General features: G+C 44.7%; 19 protein-coding genes and 2 pseudogenes. 7 read left to right on the top strand and 14 right to left on the bottom strand.

Annotated features, from left to right (window positions below):
* Positions 1–577 precede the first annotated feature (577 nt).
* From N7974_RS18135 to N7974_RS18125, 3 genes and pseudogenes are all read left to right on the top strand, one after another.
* Positions 578–853, top strand: coding sequence for a BrnT family toxin (locus N7974_RS18135; protein ID WP_317451628.1), 276 nt, complete (start codon positions 578–580; stop codon positions 851–853).
* Positions 843–1,097 (top strand): type II toxin-antitoxin system BrnA family antitoxin, encoded by a 255-nt coding sequence (gene brnA / locus N7974_RS18130; protein WP_262966963.1) that lies wholly within the window; start codon positions 843–845, stop codon positions 1,095–1,097. Before N7974_RS18135 ends, brnA begins: the two co-directional genes overlap by 11 nt.
* Before the next feature lie 511 nt (positions 1,098–1,608).
* A pseudogene (locus N7974_RS18125) lies at positions 1,609–1,671 on the top strand (DUF4113 domain-containing protein); the annotation flags it as partial.
* 18 nt (positions 1,672–1,689) lie between these two features.
* On the opposite strand, the gene N7974_RS18120 reads toward N7974_RS18125, so the two are convergent.
* Complete coding sequence (locus tag N7974_RS18120) at positions 1,690–1,833, bottom strand: hypothetical protein (protein ID WP_262966962.1); 144 nt, start codon at positions 1,831–1,833, stop codon at positions 1,690–1,692.
* 177 nt (positions 1,834–2,010) lie between these two features.
* Here N7974_RS18120 and N7974_RS18115 point away from each other — a divergent pair, with 177 nt between their 5' ends.
* The 4 genes from N7974_RS18115 (at position 2,011) to N7974_RS18095 (ending at position 4,665) form a co-directional block, all read left to right on the top strand.
* Positions 2,011–2,229 (top strand): DUF4186 domain-containing protein, encoded by a 219-nt coding sequence (locus tag N7974_RS18115; RefSeq protein ID WP_262966961.1) that lies wholly within the window; start codon positions 2,011–2,013, stop codon positions 2,227–2,229.
* A 76-nt stretch (positions 2,230–2,305) separates the two neighbouring features.
* A complete protein-coding gene (locus N7974_RS18110; protein ID WP_262966960.1) occupies positions 2,306–2,641 on the top strand; it encodes a phage holin family protein in 336 nt (111 codons plus the stop codon).
* A 366-nt stretch (positions 2,642–3,007) separates the two neighbouring features.
* Entirely contained in the window at positions 3,008–3,829 is an 822-nt protein-coding gene (locus N7974_RS18105; protein WP_317451627.1) for a DUF1186 domain-containing protein, read from the top strand.
* A 260-nt stretch (positions 3,830–4,089) separates the two neighbouring features.
* Complete coding sequence (locus tag N7974_RS18095) at positions 4,090–4,665, top strand: GAF domain-containing protein (protein WP_262966959.1); 576 nt, start codon at positions 4,090–4,092, stop codon at positions 4,663–4,665.
* Between the two features lie 136 nt (positions 4,666–4,801).
* On the opposite strand, the pseudogene N7974_RS20825 reads toward N7974_RS18095, so the two are convergent.
* The 13 genes and pseudogenes from N7974_RS20825 to N7974_RS18035 form a co-directional block, all read right to left on the bottom strand.
* Positions 4,802–4,975, bottom strand: a pseudogene (locus N7974_RS20825) (IS3 family transposase); the annotation flags it as partial.
* Between the two features lie 96 nt (positions 4,976–5,071).
* The gene (gene ltrA / locus N7974_RS18090) at positions 5,072–6,313 is read right to left on the bottom strand and encodes a group II intron reverse transcriptase/maturase (RefSeq protein WP_262966958.1); all 1,242 of its coding nucleotides are present in this window, start codon (positions 6,311–6,313) and stop codon (positions 5,072–5,074) included.
* Positions 6,297–6,671 (bottom strand): hypothetical protein, encoded by a 375-nt coding sequence (locus N7974_RS18085; protein ID WP_262966957.1) that lies wholly within the window; start codon positions 6,669–6,671, stop codon positions 6,297–6,299. The genes ltrA and N7974_RS18085 overlap by 17 nt, the downstream gene beginning before the upstream one ends.
* A gap of 66 nt (positions 6,672–6,737) precedes the next feature.
* Positions 6,738–7,526 carry an IS3 family transposase gene (locus tag N7974_RS18080; protein WP_262966964.1) on the bottom strand — a complete coding sequence of 263 codons (789 nt, stop codon included), beginning with the start codon at positions 7,524–7,526 and terminating at the stop codon, positions 6,738–6,740.
* Positions 7,527–7,537: 11 nt separating this feature from the next.
* Positions 7,538–7,849, bottom strand: a complete 312-nt coding sequence (locus tag N7974_RS18075) for a transposase (protein ID WP_262966956.1) — start codon at positions 7,847–7,849, stop codon at positions 7,538–7,540.
* 596 nt (positions 7,850–8,445) lie between these two features.
* On the bottom strand, positions 8,446–8,733 hold the full coding sequence (locus N7974_RS18070) for a HigA family addiction module antitoxin (RefSeq protein ID WP_262966955.1): 288 nt from the start codon (positions 8,731–8,733) through the stop codon (positions 8,446–8,448).
* A gap of 11 nt (positions 8,734–8,744) precedes the next feature.
* On the bottom strand, positions 8,745–9,023 hold the full coding sequence (locus N7974_RS18065; protein ID WP_262966954.1) for a type II toxin-antitoxin system RelE/ParE family toxin: 279 nt from the start codon (positions 9,021–9,023) through the stop codon (positions 8,745–8,747).
* 716 nt (positions 9,024–9,739) lie between these two features.
* Positions 9,740–12,319: an arylsulfatase gene (locus tag N7974_RS18060; RefSeq protein WP_262966953.1), complete on the bottom strand. Its 2,580-nt coding sequence runs from the start codon at positions 12,317–12,319 to the stop codon at positions 9,740–9,742.
* A gap of 469 nt (positions 12,320–12,788) precedes the next feature.
* Positions 12,789–13,550: a bestrophin-like domain gene (locus N7974_RS18055; protein ID WP_262966952.1), complete on the bottom strand. Its 762-nt coding sequence runs from the start codon at positions 13,548–13,550 to the stop codon at positions 12,789–12,791.
* A gap of 270 nt (positions 13,551–13,820) precedes the next feature.
* Positions 13,821–14,636, bottom strand: coding sequence for a DUF3313 domain-containing protein (locus N7974_RS18050; RefSeq protein WP_262966951.1), 816 nt, complete (start codon positions 14,634–14,636; stop codon positions 13,821–13,823).
* 126 nt (positions 14,637–14,762) lie between these two features.
* Complete coding sequence (locus tag N7974_RS18045) at positions 14,763–15,593, bottom strand: hypothetical protein (RefSeq protein ID WP_262966950.1); 831 nt, start codon at positions 15,591–15,593, stop codon at positions 14,763–14,765.
* A gap of 144 nt (positions 15,594–15,737) precedes the next feature.
* Positions 15,738–16,463, bottom strand: coding sequence for a DUF3313 domain-containing protein (locus tag N7974_RS18040; protein ID WP_262966949.1), 726 nt, complete (start codon positions 16,461–16,463; stop codon positions 15,738–15,740).
* A gap of 218 nt (positions 16,464–16,681) precedes the next feature.
* Complete coding sequence (locus N7974_RS18035) at positions 16,682–18,331, bottom strand: arylsulfatase (RefSeq protein ID WP_262966948.1); 1,650 nt, start codon at positions 18,329–18,331, stop codon at positions 16,682–16,684.
* Positions 18,332–18,691 lie beyond the last annotated feature (360 nt).

Raw genomic sequence — 18,691 nt, 5'->3', positions numbered from 1 at the left:
CACGCAGCGGATTATTAATTCGCTGGACAAAAATGATGACACATTTTTAATCGACGACCGTATCTTCCAAGCCGCAGAAATTGGCAGGATTCATGCGAGAGCGGCTTAAATTTTGACGAAGGTATTGATTGATATGCTTTCAATTGAAAATATAATTATAGCTGGATTGTAGTTTTCACACAGTCTGAACCAATTCCAGTCAGACAGTTACTGTCAATCAACGTCTGCGATATGAGCTATTGCTGCCGTTCACGAACTACCAACCAACCAACTATCTCTCAACCCTATGAATAGGTTTGTAATATAAAACCAAGATTGGTGTTTTTCCAAATTAACTATTAAAGTGTAGTACGTAGCGACGTTGTAGCAAGGTGGCATAGAGGATTTACAGTACTCCGACTTCCTCGATTCCCCTGCGTTTCATCGAGGCTACTTACCATTATCGGTTTTAGAAAGAAAATCCCAACGGTAACAAAATCAATACACAGCCATTAGTGCCCATCAAAAATCAAGGGCTTCTGTTGGATTAATCAAAGCCGGTGGGAAAATTCACTTGTGACTTATATAATTATGGTATATTTTTTATACCACAATAATATTTGAGTTTGATGAAAATAAGAGCCAGACTAACATGCAAAAGCATGGAATAGATTTCACGATTGCTCAGCAATTATGGAATGATCCTGATCTTCTTGAGATACCGGCAAAAGCAGTCGATGAACCTCGATCTTTATGCATAGGCAGGATTGCCGATAAACACTGGTCAGGCGTTATTACCTACCGAGGCTCTAATATTAGAATTATTTCTGTGCGCCGCTCACGAGAAGAAGAGATTAACCTGTATGAAAGCTAAAGATTTTGATGAAAAATTTGATAATGATGAGGATATACTGGACTACCTGGATTTATCGAAAGCTAAAAGAGTTCTGCAAGATCAAAAAAGGGTCAATGTTGATTTCCCGGTTTGGATGCTTGAATCACTGGATAAAGAAGCAAGTCGCGTAGGTGTAACCCGTCAATCCATCATAAAAGTCTGGTTGGCAGAGCGCCTTGAGCAATTGGCTGTTAACAAGAATTTACGGCGGGTAAGCCATTAATTTATCTAAGATATATATTGAACTTGCGTCGAATTTGAACGAATCAAGCGGTTACTTGAGAAAAAATAAAATGGCTTAGGTACTGTGTTTTAAATTAGATAACACCATTCACCGCGCTTTTGTTTAATCCAAAGAATCAATGGAATCCTGTTGCTGGAAAAATATAGGCTCTTCGGTTTCGGTGGCAAATTTTTGGAATGATTTTAAGTGGCTTTTTGAAAATCTTGCGTTCTTTTATGTCGGCTTGTTGAAATCGATCGGCAGCTATGTGTGAAGGTGCAGTCATTTGAGAATCAGGCTTCAATGGCCGCAAGGGGTCGATTTTTGACGGTCGACTATCCCTTAATTTGCTCAATTCTATTGGCCATTGACAGCTTGAACTGTTCGATTTTGCCGATAGCAGTCTTCCCAACGAAAACCGTCCCTTAATGGCGGTTATGGATAATATTAACCGGCGCTTCCCCAAAAGCTTTCAGTCGCGGCCACCGGCTTTGATAAATCTTGGAAACCCAAAGCAGAGCGCGTTTCACCGCGCTATACCACCGATTGGCGGGAGTTGGCTTTGGTTAAGTAAAAATCACCATCCCGCTGTTTACTCAGCTTTGCTTTTGCGCCAAAAATAAATACCCGCAGCGGTTGTACCGGCCACAAAAATAAACATTAAACTTGGATGCTGATAAAGCATATCAAAAAAACTACCCATGCCTTGTACCGTCTTTTGAGAATTAGCCCCCATGAATTTCTCCTACCTTTATTGGAATCTACAGTCGATTGATTAATAATTGCCGGACCGGTTTTTTATCAGTCCCAGTTTTAACTTACCTTAAAAATTGACATTGTCCAGAATACCTATGGCATAAGCTAAATCGCATCAAAGCCACCCGAAATGGAGTCATCACCCAATATATCTACGATGCCGCTACCAAAAAAGGATGGTAAACAAACGCCGTTTCGTGGGCATCCTGTATTTGTTGCGCAACATGCAACGGCCTGTTGTTGTCGTGATTGCCTGGAAAAATGGCATCGAATTCTCAAGGGGCATTCTTTAAGCGTTGATGAGCAGGCTTACATTATCAACGTATTGAAATGTTGGCTTCTCGAAGAATTACACCGCCATGAAAGCAACCAATAGCGTAAACTAAAATTAATCTTGATCTCTTAGGCACCTGTTTAAACGGATCAATGATACCAACTTAATAGAGGTATTTATGCTCGTGTTCCTTACACATCTCATTTTAACAGCCGTCTTATTACTGCTTGTAGCCAACCTCGTCCGCGGCGTTCATGTGCAGGACTTTGGATCGGCACTCGTGGGCGCGCTTGTTCTCGGTTTCGTGAATGCCGTTGTGCGACCGCTGATGGTACTGCTCACGTTACCTTTTACGATCCTTACCTTTGGGCTCTTTCTTTTGGTGATCAACGCGTTTATGCTTTGGTTGATGGCAGCACTGGTACCAGGGATCCGTGTGCAAGGTTTTGGGCCCGCATTTCTGGGGAGCTTGGTGCTTACACTACTTAATCTTGCCGTCGAGCGTCTCATATAACAAGCGCTACCCTTAAGAAAAAGTCGGCATCTTTTGTAAAATTAAGAGCCCGATTTGGATCCTAATAAACGTCAAACAGAGGAAGTAACAGGCCAAATTAATCCAGCAAACTAACTATGTCATCAGCATGGGCAGGTGGGATATTTGAAAGTCATCATTACCCGTATCGACCGTTTCAATACAGAAACAATCACTTTTTCTTTGATTCGCAAGAACAAGATAAATCCTTGTGCCTATTACCGGGATTGACTGGTAAGATAATGGCTGAAAATGGGAAGAAATGAAATCTGATTTACACCCAATTTTGTTCACCATTATTGCTACCTTTGCACCATCACATCCAACACAATGAATCTACTTTAACGCATGGAATATACTGAACCAGTCAAGCGATTGCTTACCATAGGCGAATGCCAAAATCTACTCTTGGACCTCCCCGGATTAGGGATAGGCGTTGAGCATGCAACTGAATTAATACGCTTGGCAACTGATCAATCGCTGATAACCGCTGAAGAAGATGATCCGGGGTTCTGGGCTGTTATCCATGCATGGTACGCATTGGGGCAGTTACAAGTCACTGAAGCCATTCCGAGACTTCTTGATTTAAACCAAGAGTACTCATTCGACGCACTGTTCGAGGATGAATTTCCGAAAGTATTTACCTTAATGGGCCTACCTGCCATCGCTAAACTCAAGGAATATCTTGACGATACCACCAAATCGCAATTTGCACGATCAAATGCTATTAGCTGTCTGACAGCATTAGGTGAATTTCATCGCAGCGAATGTATTGATGTTCTTACCAATTTCTTGAAAAAAGCCAATAACACCGCTGCTGATTTAGCCGGATTAACAGTGTGCGCATTGCTGGAATTGAAAGCCACCGAAACCATAGATACCATTCGAGAGGCTTTTAACAGCAATAGCGTCAATATCTGTATCCCCGGAGATATTGAAGACGTCGAAATCGACCTGGGTTTAAGACATAAGCGGTCTACACCCGCACCAAACTATCACTCTGAAATGCAAGAAACCGTTCACGATTTGAGATCGCTATTCAACCTGGAGGACACCGGTTCAGATGATTTTTCTGATTTGTCAGAAATCAGCCCCGCACCCAAGGTTGGCCGGAACGATCCTTGTCCCTGCGGCAGTGGCAAGAAATTTAAGAAATGCTGCCTACATTAATATCTAACCACTCCAATTTTGCTCGCTAAGATAGACAAAGTAGTAGCCACTGATAATTAGTATCTTTTATATTGCTTGGTCGTCCCAGATCGGTCATTTCTGACGGTGGTGAGTGGCTGCTTTATGGCGATGAATGGGAGGAATTTTAATTGTCCAACACCAACTAAATTGAGTAAAGTAAAAAGAACTTAACCGCATGAGTTATCATGCTTTATCTACCCATTAAATATTCAAAAACATCTAAAATTGGACACCACTGAATGACATCTTTCGATCAGAACTTTATTTCACAACTCTTTGAAAGATCAGGTACGCTTAATGAAAGGGTTGGTTATCTGCACGATCGAATTTTGCATACAATGCCATTGGTAGAGCGTATCGCTTGCGCTATTTACGACGCCGAGCAGGATCAGCTTAAAACGTTCTTAAATAGCACCCGTAAAGGTGAAGCAATGGTAGCCTATGATTATAAGCTTGCCGACAGCCCTTCATTGCTGATCATAGCAAAGAGCGGAGAACCTCGTGTACTTAATGAAATTCAGACCGTTATCAAGTCAAATTCATTACATTCAACTTGGCTATTGAAACAAGGCTATAACTCGTCTTTTACCATACCCATTTACGATAGCGGATTGTTCATTGGTTTCATTTTTTTTGACTCAACGGAGCATGCCGCTTTTACACCAGTAATCCAACGCGATCTTAGTCTTCATGCAAGCCTCATTAACATGAGTATTTCTAGTGAACTAGCCGCAGTCAGGTCTATTGTCACCTCAGCAAAGCTTGCCCGTGATTTTGCACATTTACGCGATTTTGAAACCAGGTGCTCATCTTGAGCGCATGGCCCGTTACTCAAGAATTATCGCTAAATATGTCGCACCCTCACACAATTTAAGTGACGAGTTCGTAGAGCATGTATTTCTTTTTGCACCTTTACATGACTGTAATGGTCAAGTAAAACCGGACACTTTCTTAAGCAGTCTTCTTGTAAAATTCTCGTTCAAATTCCAGTGGGGATTGGTATCCTAATGTTGAATGCAATCGTTTGCCATTATAAAACGCAAAATAATCAATAATACTCAGCTTTGCCGCCTCTTTAGCTTTGAATTTTTCGTAGTTTAGTTGCTCATGTTTTAAGCTTCGAAAAAATCGCTCGGTCGGCGGTCGAGTAAACCGAAGGGAACTGCCCCCTTCAGTTTCTCACAGAACCGTACGTGAGCCTCTCGACTCATACGGCTCTTGTTATTTAGCCATCCAATTCCAAACTCGCCAATGTGCAAACAACAATGGATTTTCTAAGTACAATTTTCGCAACCATTCACCAGAGCGCCATTTTCGACTTTTCAATTGCTTGAATTTTCGTCTCGCCCATTTTATGATTTTACCATTGATATAATCATAAATAGTCGACATTGCTGATTTCCTGAAACGACTATAATAATTTATCCAGCCTTGAATCATCGGATTAATCGCTCTGGCTAGTTCCTCAACACTGTTACTAAAGCATCGTTCAACCACAGGATGCTCTTTTACCTTAAGCCGCATCGCTTTTAACGCTTTACGACTTACAGCAGGTGAAAAACTAACGAAAAACCTACCATCACGGCTCCGACTACTTCTTGGTCTGAATGTGTAACCCAGAAAATCAAAGCTCTGAATTGGATAATCCCCATTACGGTTAGTATCCTTGCAATAAACAATCTTGGTTTTCTCTGGGCAAAGCTCAAGTTTACATTGAGTAAATCGTACTTTTATTTTACTTTCAATATATTCCAGCTGCTTCTGACTGCGACAATGCACTACAATATCGTCAGCATATCTTTCAAAATGAATGCAGGGAAATTCTTTGTGCATCCATTGATCAAAGCCAAGATGAAGAAATATATTTGCCAGTAACGGACTAATCACGCCCCCTTGTGGAGTGCCTTGCGTACGTTGCAATAGCTCACCATTTGGGAGAATGACATCGGCTTTTAACCAACGTTCGATGTAAAGCAGTGTCCATTTACACTGAGTAAATTTTGATACGCCTCTCAATACTAATGCATGATCTAAAGCATCAAAGAATCCTTTAATATCCATATCTAAAACCCAGTCATCTCTCCAGCACCGCTCACGGGCTTTCGCTATGGCGTCAAGCGCTGATTTTCCCGGACGATACCCATACGAATCAGGGTGAAAGTAAGGTTCCACAAGGGGTTCCAAACGTTTCTTAATGACCATTTGTGCAATTCTGTCCGAAATGGTTGGTATTCCTAGTGGCCGTACCTGACCATTAGACTTCGGAATCTCTACACGCCTTACGGGTGGAGGGAAATAACTTCCTGATGACAGTCGATTCCAGATTTTATACAAATTGTTTTTCAATTCAGACTCAAAATCCTCCATTGTTTGCCCATCAATACCTGCAGAGCCTTTATTGGCTTTGACAGATAAATAGGCGTCCCACACCTCTTTTTTAGATAAATTAAATGACTTTGCCAAAATTAACTGCTCCTCCCATTATTTGGTTGATAGCTAAGTTTGACCAAATAACGCAACCCCTTTGCTCCACATCCATTACAGACGCTTCATCACTACTACGAGTTGCTCCGCCCCTCTGGTTTACATTGGTACTTGCAAAGTAAATTAATTTCATCACTTCTCTTCCCTTAACATTAAACCAGTAGGTTCCCACGTTCCACATAAGAGCCTGAATCAAGATCATGCAGCCTCTACACCGAACGCCACCCAGCCCATAAACAGGTGCTGTCTGGATTTGTCCCGAGTCAATAACTCTACTCGGTTTTGACGTTAGTTTAATTGCTTTTCGACATGTCATCGACTGTTCATTTTCATTCATCTTCTTGATTCTCACCTGACACTTAAATGTGCCTTTTCCAACGACGCTCACTACCATAGTTTTTGACTACAGCAGCTCGTGGTGGTTTGAAGCCGAGTCCTGTAACCAGACTTCGAGGGGCCAACCCTCATCTCCTACACAGCAAGGATTCAAAAAAAGACTTCGTCCTTCTTGAATCCTTCGTGGCACACCATTATCCCAACAATTACCTTTACGGCTCATGCTCTGTTGCATCTTCATTATTCCTAAATGACTCCGGTATTCATGGCTAGCATATTGGCTACCCCGATCCGAATGATGCACCAAGCCTGGCTCAGGTTTTCGCCGCCAAAACGCCATTTGTAAGGCATTAACACACAGTGAGGTACGCATGTTATCGGCAATGGACCAGCCCACTACTTGCCTGGAAAATAAATCAACAACAATCGCGACGTAGAGCCAGCCTTCAAGAGTCCAGACGTAAGTAATATCGGTCGTCCAAACCTTATTGGGCGCAGCAACATCAAACTGCCTGTTTAACAGATTGGGAGCAATCGTCTCATTATGATCGCTGTCTGTAGTCACTTGGAATCGTTTGGGGTAGCGTGGTTTTAAGCCCAATTTTTTCATCAATTGCCTTGCTTTATAGCGCCCGACCTGAATATCTTCTTTTATAAAAGCTTCCGATAAACGGCGAGAACCGTAAACGTTCTTGTTTTCTCCAAATAGCTCAATCGCCTTAGCTTCAAGCTGTTTTTGGCGTATTTTTTTGTCAGTATCTTTAGGCATTTTCGCCCACGCATAAAAGGCGCTGGTACTAACCTGCATTACTTTACATAGCACGGTAACTGGAAAAGTCTTCTGTTGCTCTCGAATAAAACCGTATTTTATTGGAGTTCTTTCGCAAAGAAGACTGCGGCCTTTTTTAATATCTCGCGCTCCATTCGCAATTGTTCAACTTCTTTGCGTAAGCGCGTTAACTCATCTTGATCGATTAAGTTCAAAACGCTTTTCTTGGTCGCCGATGGTGACGGCGATCCTTGTTCGGCTCTCACCCATCGCCCAATGGCGCTAAGGGAAATACCTAGGTTATCGGCTGCTTGCTTTTGTGTATAGCCTTTTTCATTAACTAACTTGGCCGCATCTTGTTTAAATTCAATCGTGTAATTGGGTCGTTTTTGCTTAGTTTTATTACTCATATTCACCTCTGTTGACATTATAAAGCGGTCTTTAGAAGTGTCCTGTTTAATTAAACCATTTCACTAATCCCCCATTGCGCTTCGCAAGCCTTATTTAAAAACAGAATATTGCTCTCTGCATCTTTTATAAAGACAGCCATAGGTAAAAAGTCAACTACCAGTTTCAGTGCATTGAGATCATTGAATATTTTTGAATACATTATTTTATAACATTTATTAGCATGATCTTCTACGGAACCAAGTTATCAGTATAGCCTTCCTGCAACACGATTAGTGCCGCAAAAGGTAAAATGAGATTGTAAACTTTAAATTTCCAGATAGATGAACTAAATCAAAGGTTGGCGGAATTTACATAAAACCATTTTATTGAGCTTGATTATGAATCATTCTCTGGAATATTATGACTTTTACAAGAAGTTTTGTGCTTAACTTCATCGGCAGAAATTGGCGCACTAAGATGAACTCCATGTCGCAAAATTGCTTGCCGTAAAGCAAACGGTTACGACAGACCGGTTTTGGCCGTTGGCTGGCGGTCAGTTCCAACTAAAAATCAACACATTCCCGGAGGGGCTCGCACTAAGCCGGTCATTTTTGGATTAGGCTGTTTGTCTGACAAGAGGTCTGATATTCGGGCGTGGTTGTTGCTCGGCTTGCCATAGCTCCCATTGCGTTTGCATACCTAGCCAAACATCAGGGGACGTGCCAAGCCATACAGAAAGGCGCAAGGCCATTCCTGCAGTTACTCCCGCCTTACCGTTCAGAACTTTAGAAAGTGTGACGCGAGAAACCTGCAATTCTTCAGCTGCCTTTGTTACTGTCATACCTTCCGGTAGCCATTCCCGTAATACTTCGCCGGGATGTGCGGGATTGTGCATTCTGCTCATATCAATTACTCCTAGTGGTAGTCCAAATAATCAACCAGTTCGGCATTTTCGCCATCAAAGGTAAAGGTTAATCGCCAGTTTCCGTTTACAGTCACGGAATAATGCCCATCAAGGTTGCCCGTCAATGGGTGCAACTTCCAGCCAGGGGCGTTCATATCATCTGTACGTTTTGCGCTGTCCAATGTGGTCAGCAATATGCGCAATTTTACAGCATGGTGCGGCTGTATACCTGCCTTGCTTCCTGTCTCAAAAAAGACCTGCAAGCCCTTATGTCGAAAAGTTTTTATCATTGTTAAATTGTATACTGTTAAGTATCACTTATCAACACAAGTAAATATACTGAATACTATTTTACTGATCGATTATGGGGTTCTACGCAGACATTGGCGTTAAGTCTTAAACTATTTTTCGCCAGAAAATATTTTAATATAAAAAGGGAAATTACGTCGTTTTACAATGATCCGAAGGACTTTAAAATGGCCCAAAGCACACGCTTTGGATATGCAAAGCAGACACTGAAAATCAACTACATTGAGATTTTTGGTCTTCAGCCCACGACCCATTGCCGTCATTGAAGCAAGATTTACGTGCGGCAGCAGTTTCACGTAAAGCTGTCGGTCAATTTTAATGAATCAACTGAGACTATGACAATGTAAGGGCACCTTGTTGTAATATTTTGTAATCTATTCGCAACTGCTCAACTTTTTTACGTAACCGCGTTAACTCACTTTGATCAGTCAAGTTCAAAACGCTTTTCTTGGTCACCGGTGGTGATATTAATCCTTTGTTTAGCTCTCACCCATCACAGAATAGCGCTAAGAGAAATAACTGAATTATCAACTGCTTGCTAGTTTGCATAGCCTTTTTCATCAATTAAATTAACCAAATCTTGTTTAAATTCAATCGTGTAATTGAGTCGTTTTTGTTTAGCTTGATTACTCATGTTCACCTCTGTTGACATTATAAAGCTGTCTTTATAAGTGTCCTGTTTAATTAAACCATTTCATTACTCGCTGGCCTTATTGTTTCGCTGCGCCTCCATCAGCTTCTTTTCATCCTCGGGCGTCAGCTTCGGATGTTCCACCTTGATTGTCAGCTTGTTGAGCTTGGCGGTCAGCGTAAACGGCGGCTTGTAGTCGGTGTCGTTCACGCCGGTCAGTGTATCTGAGCCAATATCGAAGCTCTCGTCCCATTGCAGGATCATGGGTAGCGTATGCGGCATGGTAATGGTTTGGACTTCTTTGCCGTCCACCTTTAGCGTGCCGGTGCCGGAACGACCAAGACCGCTCATATTATTGAAGGCAAGCGTGCCGATACCAAGGCCGTCATACTTGAAGTCGAACTCCAGGGTGTGTTTACCGGGTGTGAGCGCGTCCGAGCCTTCCCACTTGATGCGGTTCAGATCAATCAGGTTCCAGAGAAACACCGGCTTACCCTTGAGCAGGTAGAAACCATAGCCGGCGAAGCGCCCGCCTGAGGTCAAGATCATACCTTCCGCGCTGCCTTGGGGCACTTCAAGATCCGCAGTAATAGTGTAGGAACTGTTGAGCAGGAACGGGGAATCGCCCTGCGGCAGACCGACCATCGGATGGGTGTAAACGAACTCCGTGCGACCGGTGGTGATGTTTGGACGTGGGGCCACGATACGTGCAGCCACCGAGGCGTCCATCGGGAATACCTGATATTTCTTGGCTTCCGCGATAAATATCTGTTTCATCTCCTTCACTTTGCCGGGAAACTTGTCGGCGATGTTCTGGGACTGACTGAAGTCGGTGTTGAGGTCGTAGAGTTCGAGCACCTGGTTGTTGAGCGGGTCGGTATTGGCGGCACCGAAGGCTTCCCATGGTGCTCGGTTCACCTTGGTACTGAGCAGCCAGCCTTCGTGATACAAGGCCCATTGCCCCATCATCTCGAAGTACTGGGTCTTGTGCCGAGAGGGCGCCTTGGCATTTTTTGCATCAAACGTATAGGCGAGGCTAGTGCCCTCAATCGGCGCCTGCTTGATACCGTCTACCGTTTCTGGTGCCCGGATGCCGGAGGCCTCAAGAATCGTCGGAACAATGTCAATCACATGGCTGAACTGCTCGCGCAGGCCGCCTTTGTCCTTAATGCGCGCCGGCCACGAAATAGCCATGTTCTGGCGAATTCCGCCGAGCTTGGAAGCGTTCTGCTTGAACCAGGTGAAAGGCGTATCGAAAGCCCATGACCAGCCCGCCGACATGTGGTTGTAAGTCTGCTCGGTACCCCAGACGTCATACCATTTCATTTGATCTGCTACCGGCATTTCGTTGACGCCATTGAACCAGGCAACTTCGTTGGGCGTGCCCATAGGGCCACCTTCGGCGCTGGTGCCATTATCACCGTTGATGTAGATGATGAGCGTGTTGTCTAGCTTACCCATATCGTCAATAGTTTGAATGACGCGCCCGATTTCGCTGTCGCTGTAAGCGGCAAAGGCGGCAAAGACTTCCACCTGTTTGATAAAAAGCTTCTTTTCCTCAGGTGTCAAATCATCCCAATTTTTAAGGACGTTTGTCGGCCAAGGTTCCAACTGGGTGTCTATCGGGATTACCCCAAGACGTTTCTGGTTTTCAAAAATCTGCTCGCGAAGCTTGTTCCAGCCTTGGTCAAAGAGGTGTAATTTGCTAATCTTCTCGACCCATTCTTTGGTTGGATGATGCGGTGCATGGGTTGCCCCAGGCGCGTATTTGAGGAAAAACGGCTTACCGGGCATCGTCTGGTTAACGCGATTCAGGTAATCGATGGCATCGTCGGCCATTCCGGTAACCAGATTCCATTCGGGCTTACCTTCGAATGGATAGATCTGGGTAGTGTTGCGAAACAGGTTCGGCTGCCATTGATTGGCATCACCACCCACAAAGCCATAGAAATACTCGAAGCCCATGCCGGTCGGCCATTGGTTGAACGGCCCAACCTGGCTGGCGGCAAACGCCGGGGTATTGTGATCCTTACCGAACCATGAAGTGGCGTAACCATTATCAAGCAGAATCCGCCCAATGGTGGCCTTATCCTCGGTAATAATGCTGTTATAGCCGGGAAACCCCGTGGACTGCTCGGAGACCACGCCAAAGCCCGCCGAATGATGGTTCCGGCCGGTGATGAGTGCGGCTCGCGTCGGCGAGCACAGTGCGGTAGAGTGAATATTGTTGTAGCGTAGACCGTTATTCGCAATACGATCCATCGTGGGCGTAGGGATCACACCACCGAAGGTGCTTGGAACGCCAAATCCGGCATCATCCGTTATGATAAGCAGCACGTTGGGTGCTTCCTTGGGCGGCACGATGCGTGGCGCCCACCAAGGCTTCGATCGCAGGGCATCGTCCTTGATTACACCACCAAATTTCGGATCGGGGGCCGGAAGTTGCTTACCGCTGATAGTGGTTGTGGCGCTGGGCGAACCCGGCGTGCCAGTGATCTGCAATTGACCCGCTTGATTGGTGTCGTTGCTAGCCGTTGACTTACCGGATTTACCTTGAGTCTTTTCCGCCAGTGCCTGAGGCATAACAACGGCGCAAGTTATCAATGCCAAAACAATGAGTACATAACCGGGTAATTTTTCTTTCATGGTTTTTTCCTTTCGATTCGTTAACTTGTCGTTGTGTATCATCTGGCTAAGGTCTTGAATTACTGTCGGCATTACGTGAATGAATAACCTTGCCTGTCACGAAATCCCGCTTGATTGTATTATTCACTCTGCTTGCTGTCTAATTAAAGGGACTGACTGCAAAGCGGTTGATCAGATGATGAATTTCATAGCTTTCTATGTCATAAATTATCGTCACTGATCAAAAAATATCTACCGGCGGCAGCCCTTCCTTTTTTAAAATGCAACACCTATTGCTGATCACTACTTATGGGCTTGCCATTAGTATCAGCAGACTAATTGGCACCCAAATCAAGCATGGTAAACATGGCGCGCTTGAGATAATAATCGCCAAAACATCCATGGCATCAGTATTCATGGTCTATCCATTCATTAAGCGGGCAAGAGTTGGCAACTTCCATTTCAGTAACCAGCCTTGCATCCCGATCAGCTATTTTCCGATTAAAGAAAGGGCTTTATGTAGCGGGGCACTCGAAACCTTAATGGTTCCCTCCAGTGGATTATTTAATTCCAGGATTATATAAATAGCAAACGACATTGATAGGGAACAGATGAACAATGCCGATTTGGCTGTCCGGTTTCGGGGAGCCAACAAGCCGAATTGAGCGAACAGAACGGTGAGCCAGAAGGTTAGCACCACCAGAAATATCCTCGGAAGATTCGTCTGCGACTGTTCGATTAACATCCATCGTGATTGCATCATGTCTGAGCTTATTTGCAGCGCCTGAGTTTGAAGATATTTTTGCGAGTCGTTCTGCGGTGTAAGGCCACGAATATTATTGTAAACGTCAGTCATCCCGGTGGCTGTTTCCATCTTGGCCAAATCGGCCCCTTGAGTGCTTTCGTTTGGCCAGATGCGTTCGATTGCAGTGGCGGTCGCTTGACGTACAAGCTCCCTGCTAGCTTTCGCATCCGGTCCGTAATTAGACAAGTAATAGTCAATCGTGATGATTTTCGCCGCTGATTGGGTAATGCCTGAGGTTGTAACATCGTAATTGCCTTTCGCTGACGTCACCAGCAGACCAATAATCAAAGCGATCAGTGTAGCCATCATGCCTGCCGAGGAAATTAAAATATCTTTTGAGTCAGCTTGCGTATGATCATAGGGTAAAACCAACCGGAGGTATGAACCCAGCGCCATTCCAAAAATCATAAAGACAAGAATAATGAACGCAATTAACGGAGCTGACACCAGATATCCTTCTCTACTATTGCCAGATTAAAATTAAGCACTTGTATAGATATAAAATATTGCATCATTTATTTACCGCATCATTTATAAAAAAATAAAATAACCGTGTGGGCGTAAAATAATTAGGCATCTGCCTGAGGAATTTGTTTTGATTGATTAATGGGTGATCCCATGTTCATTAACGTAGGTTTGGTTAACGGTTTTATCGTTAACCAAACACATTGATGCAACAAATATTGGGTTGCAAAAAGCACAACTCAATCTGCACCGCTAGAAAGGATTTAAGCTAAACGCTGTAGGAGAAGTAATCACTTCGCCAGGTTTGCGATTGGCAATTTCAACAAATTCCTTTGCCCATTGGTCAATGACTTGTTTAGCAGGGCCATACCAGGTCAATCGGGTTAAATCGAGTGGATCAACATCCTGTACATTACGATCTGCAAAGGTTGCAATAATTTTATTGGTGCCTAAATCACGTATACGCCCTTCAAAAGCTACCGCTCGTTGATTGATCAAACCTGCAGCGGTGCCTCCACCAACTACCAGCCATCCAGCTGCGTTCAGCATCGGCATTGAGGGATCAATTTCAATTAACGCCAACTCCAGTTGTAAAACGCTTTGCGTTTGTTGGGCCGGATAATCAAGCATTATAAAATGTTGATTATCATTATTCTTAAAATCGGAAAGCACTTGATTCTGAAAATAGACGGCTACGTCTTGTATGTCTTTTTTTACATTCGTCACATAATTGACGGAGCTTAATTTATGTAGCCAGTCCATTTGTAGCATGTATTGGGTATTGACGGGGGCGACCACAAGATATTGATACGCTTTAAAGTCGACACCTGGTTTAATCCAGACTCTTTGGAAAGGTAAGTAAGCAACTTTCTTTTCCCGTTGCGCGTTTGGCGTAAAAGCCGTGTCGGGAGCAGGTGCTATAACGGCAGCTTTTGCATCATTGCTTAGACCTTGAGTATCTTTTTCGGCACTGTTAATGGCAGAGCAACCTATCAGGATTGCAGTTAGCGCAGAGTCAAACAGAACATCAATTGTTTTAGAACTTAAAAAATACGTTGGTATTTTCATTAAAGTTTCCTATTGTAAAGATTGATTTAAGGCCCATTGACAAACTACAAGAGTAAATAATCTACGATATAAACCGGTTAGATTACAGACAGTCCCGCTGGAGCAGGAAGTTTATTAACCTGATATTTACCAATACCCCGTCAATCCGACGAAGGGCCCGTTCAAGGTTACATCGGCTCCCACAATGCCCTTGTCGACGTTAATCCGCAGCACCTTGTAACCTGCCTCCACTGACGAAGGCATACCAAAGAAGTTGGTACGGTAGCCGACCATCCCGAGTGCTCCGCCGGTAAAGCTCACATTATTAACGCCGAAACCACCGACATTGCCGTCCATCAAGGCAAACCAATGCGGGGAGAACTCCACCATGACCTTGCCGCCTATTATTGGAGCGGTGAAGGACTTGCTGCCAGAAACGCTGATGCCACGAATGAGATCGAGTTGATTGCCCAACCAAATGGAACGCCCGCCAGCATAGAGTTCGAGGCCGTTAGAATTCGACTTCTTGTTCCAGTTACCAACGCGCTCTGAGGCTGAGGGACCAAACACGCGATACATTACCCCGTAATCCATGATACCCATCTCCATCGACAAGCCCGAACTGATCCGATCAAAACGAGGCTTAAAATCCATGCTCATGTAATTGCCGTCCAGGAAGAATCCCAGCTTCTCGTAATGCGCTTCGAAATGCCCATTAAAAGCCATCGGAAAATTACGCAGCTTCCCGGCTATATCGATGAAGCTGGCATCAACCGACTTACTATAAGGACCAACCGAGAAGTCACCGCTCACGCCTGGTAGCCATGTGTAGAGTGAGAGATTGAAAGCCCAGGGGTTTTTGACGGCGGCAGGATCGCCTTTCGCAGTTCCTGCGCCGTGAACGCCAGAGGCTGTGGCCAAAGCGACCACAAAAGCCAAGGCTTTGAAAGTCGGTAAAAAATCGGCTTTTATGATCATGCAAGTTCACCTTGATTTTTTGGGACAGGGTTGTAAACCTCGTCGCGCATAGTTACTGGTTACGTGACATTCACGAATTTAAAGTATCCGGAAACGCTAACGCGCACCCCGATTACAGCAACCTTAAAGAATAACCCCCCTGACTTAAGGTGCCGCTGTGCCTGAAGTCCAGGCGGATAATCGTTCTGTCATTAGTTCAGCCCAATGGTCGATAGCATTTTCTGCATCACCCCATTTCCACTGAAAACCGGTCGTAAACGAACCGCCGCCAATCCGTCGATCCACCGCCAATGCAAGTATTTGTCCTGATACCGAATCGGTTAACTTGGCTTCAGCCTGTGCCGCACCGACGAACGGCATAGTGCCGGTCGCCAGATATTTGAGATTGGACAGCATGTGTGCCTGCGGAACGATCATCGAAATGCTGCGTAGTCCTGGCGTGGCGGATTCGGCATCGGTCAAGGCAGCATCAATCTTCATGACCCCCGGCCCCGCTTGGTCGACGATCTGAAATTTCTGTCCGAGCTGCTTTGTAAATTGTTGCGAGGTATAGTTAACCAGCATCTGCTGATCAGCAGGGGATAGCTTTGAAGAATCGCTGCCCCAATAAGTCACCGGAGAAATCAGGATTTTGTTGTACTGACTCCATTTTGCGGTAGGATTAATATAACGTAGACCAACCTGCTCCTTCCCGCCGGGTGTGAGCAGAGAACATTCTTTGGCAAGAAAGGCGCAATTAACGCCAGATTGTTTAAGATCAACCTTTTGAGTCGTTGTACAGGCGCTTAATATCAACAAACACAGAGTCACCAACGGCAAACCGGCCCCGGCTTTTATTTGGTATTCTGAATTGTTCAATTTAACGTTCATGTTTTTCTCCAAATATTTAGTAAGTGGTTATTTAAAAAGTAACTTCTTATGCATTACAGAATGCAGACCTGTCAGGTTTTGAGATCCTGACAGGTCTGGTGAATAACAGATTAAACGTAGCGAATTGGCTTACTGATTTTCTAGAAAACCGCCTCTTGCTGATTTTAAAATAAGCGGGCAAGCTATTTTGTAAGCTACCCGCCTGATCTTCAGAGCGACTAATGCCCTGCTTGTTGGGCTTTCATGGCTTCTTCGATCTTCGCTTTTACGGCGTCAAGGTTAAAACTCGCGCCCTTCTGCATGGGCGGATATTCAAGAGCCGTCATAGCCAGCTTACCCACTTGCTGCTGGACAAATACGAAGCGCCAAAACTCGTACTGAAACCATTGAAAGTAATTCTGTGACCCGTTTAGTGTCCCGTTTGCAGGGAAGTCCAGGCGCTCGAAAGGATCAAGACGTAGATTTGTCAGTACCGGCGCGTCCACATGCGCCTTGCTGCCAACCCAGCCACCGGGTTGGTCAATAAAACGATACTTGTAGTCGTCGATGCGCACCGCGCCTAACGTACTTTCCCCGAAATAGAAAATTTCATGACGATTAGAAGGGCCTTTTCCGGTAATCAAGTCCAATTGGTTGTAGCCGTCAAGATGCACTTTGTATTTGGTATCGCCGATTTTTTTGCCCTTTAATAACTCATCGACAATAGCCGGGTCGCCAGCGGCGGCCACAAAAGTCGGAAACCAGTCCATACCGGAAAAGATACCGTTCTCAATTTTGCCGGCAGGCACCTTGCCGGGCCAGCGAATAATAGCGGGAACGCGAAAGCCACCTTCAAAGATAGTGCCTTTTTGTCCCTTGAACGGTGTATTGCCGCCATCCGGCCAGGTAAATGTCTCGGTGCCGTTATCGGTAGTGAAGACGACGATGGTATTGTCGTCTTCACCCATATCCTTAAGTTTCTGCATCAATAGACCGATGTCATCATCAAGCTGCGCCATACCAGCTTCCTGAAGAGACCAGCCGTTTTGAGCGTTGCGTAACGCCTGATACTTTTCCGAGAGGTGAGTAACGATATGCATGCGGGTGGGGTTAAGCCAGAGAAAAAAGGGCTTGCCATCTGCCTTGGCTTTTTCCATAAACTTGAAGGATAGATCACGAATTTCGTCATCCACCGTCTCCATGCGTTTGGGATAAAGAGTCCCTGCATCTTCGATTTTCTGCTTGCCAATTTTGCCCCAGCGTGGCATTACCGTTACGTCATCCTTGTCAGTCGCCCAACTGTGGACCATATTGCGTGGGCCGACTACGTTTAACAACTCCTGTGGGTAATTGGGATGAGCCGGGTCCTCCATCGCATCCAAGTGATACAAATAGCCAAAGAATTCATCAAAACCGTGCACCGTAGGCAAGAATTCGTTCAAATCACCCAGATGGTTTTTGCCGAATTGACCTGTAGCATAACCCATGGACTTGAGTGTTGTGGCAATGGTCACAGCCTCCTTGGGTAAACCGACCGGAGAGCCTGCTTGACCAACCGTAGTCATACCGGTACGGATTGGCAGTTCGCCGGTAATGAAATTGGCACGTCCAGCTGTGCAACTGGCTTCAGCGTAATAGTCGGTAAAACGCATCCCCTCAGTGGCGAGTTTGTCGAGGTTGGGTGTACGGCCTGCCATCATACCCTGATGATAGGCACCTATATTAAACCAGCCAATATCATCGCCCATAATAACAACAATATTAGGTTTTTTGGTCTGTGCTTGTTCTTCTGCTTGTGCGGTCGAAACCAACAGACAAGCAGCTAGAGCGGTAAGCGTTATTGCAGTCGGTTGAAACAAGCGTTGCCACCGGTGAGTTGGAATCATCATGTTGCTCCTTTTATTGTTAGTCGGAAAACTGATTTGTTACGTTAATGGGAAACGTCTCGAATTATGGAAAAACAATAAGGTTTATAGTCTTGAACTTTAAAGCCCAAATCGTTTAAATAAATGCGACACTTTTAGGTAAATCCTGAGTGACTATTTACTGCTGTTAGGCCAAAACACCAAATCAATGGGGTGGATATTGCGGGTTTCAGTTTAAAACGGGACAGCTTTATAAATAATAGACATCTTTCCTAAATAATCAACATAGAGCTTGGTCTTAATAAGGTTAAAATAGCGACCTGCCTTTGAAAACACGGATAGCCATGACCCCTTATGCCCAACTGCCCAAGCACAAGCCTGAAG

The sequence above is a fragment of the Methylobacter psychrophilus genome (assembly GCF_025583945.1).
Taxonomy (GTDB): domain Bacteria; phylum Pseudomonadota; class Gammaproteobacteria; order Methylococcales; family Methylomonadaceae; genus Methylobacter_C; species Methylobacter_C psychrophilus.
This window is presented reverse-complemented; position numbering and strand designations above follow the sequence as displayed.

What these genes read in the sequence shown, in the direction of transcription:
- brnA (WP_262966963.1), top strand. Translation starts at nt 843, where the DNA reads ATGAAAGCTAAAGATTTTGATGAAAAATTTGATAATGATGAGGATATA.
- N7974_RS18120 (WP_262966962.1), bottom strand. Translation starts at nt 1,833, where the DNA reads ATGGGGGCTAATTCTCAAAAGACGGTACAAGGCATGGGTAGTTTTTTT.
- N7974_RS18115 (WP_262966961.1), top strand. Translation starts at nt 2,011, where the DNA reads ATGCCGCTACCAAAAAAGGATGGTAAACAAACGCCGTTTCGTGGGCAT.
- N7974_RS18110 (WP_262966960.1), top strand. Translation starts at nt 2,306, where the DNA reads ATGCTCGTGTTCCTTACACATCTCATTTTAACAGCCGTCTTATTACTG.
- N7974_RS18105 (WP_317451627.1), top strand. Translation starts at nt 3,008, where the DNA reads ATGGAATATACTGAACCAGTCAAGCGATTGCTTACCATAGGCGAATGC.
- N7974_RS18095 (WP_262966959.1), top strand. Translation starts at nt 4,090, where the DNA reads ATGACATCTTTCGATCAGAACTTTATTTCACAACTCTTTGAAAGATCA.
- N7974_RS18085 (WP_262966957.1), bottom strand. Translation starts at nt 6,671, where the DNA reads ATGAATGAAAATGAACAGTCGATGACATGTCGAAAAGCAATTAAACTA.
- N7974_RS18075 (WP_262966956.1), bottom strand. Translation starts at nt 7,849, where the DNA reads ATGAGTAATAAAACTAAGCAAAAACGACCCAATTACACGATTGAATTT.
- N7974_RS18070 (WP_262966955.1), bottom strand. Translation starts at nt 8,733, where the DNA reads ATGAGCAGAATGCACAATCCCGCACATCCCGGCGAAGTATTACGGGAA.
- N7974_RS18065 (WP_262966954.1), bottom strand. Translation starts at nt 9,023, where the DNA reads ATGATAAAAACTTTTCGACATAAGGGCTTGCAGGTCTTTTTTGAGACA.
- N7974_RS18060 (WP_262966953.1), bottom strand. Translation starts at nt 12,319, where the DNA reads ATGAAAGAAAAATTACCCGGTTATGTACTCATTGTTTTGGCATTGATA.
- N7974_RS18050 (WP_262966951.1), bottom strand. Translation starts at nt 14,636, where the DNA reads ATGAAAATACCAACGTATTTTTTAAGTTCTAAAACAATTGATGTTCTG.
- N7974_RS18045 (WP_262966950.1), bottom strand. Translation starts at nt 15,593, where the DNA reads ATGATCATAAAAGCCGATTTTTTACCGACTTTCAAAGCCTTGGCTTTT.
- N7974_RS18040 (WP_262966949.1), bottom strand. Translation starts at nt 16,463, where the DNA reads ATGAACGTTAAATTGAACAATTCAGAATACCAAATAAAAGCCGGGGCC.
- N7974_RS18035 (WP_262966948.1), bottom strand. Translation starts at nt 18,331, where the DNA reads ATGATGATTCCAACTCACCGGTGGCAACGCTTGTTTCAACCGACTGCA.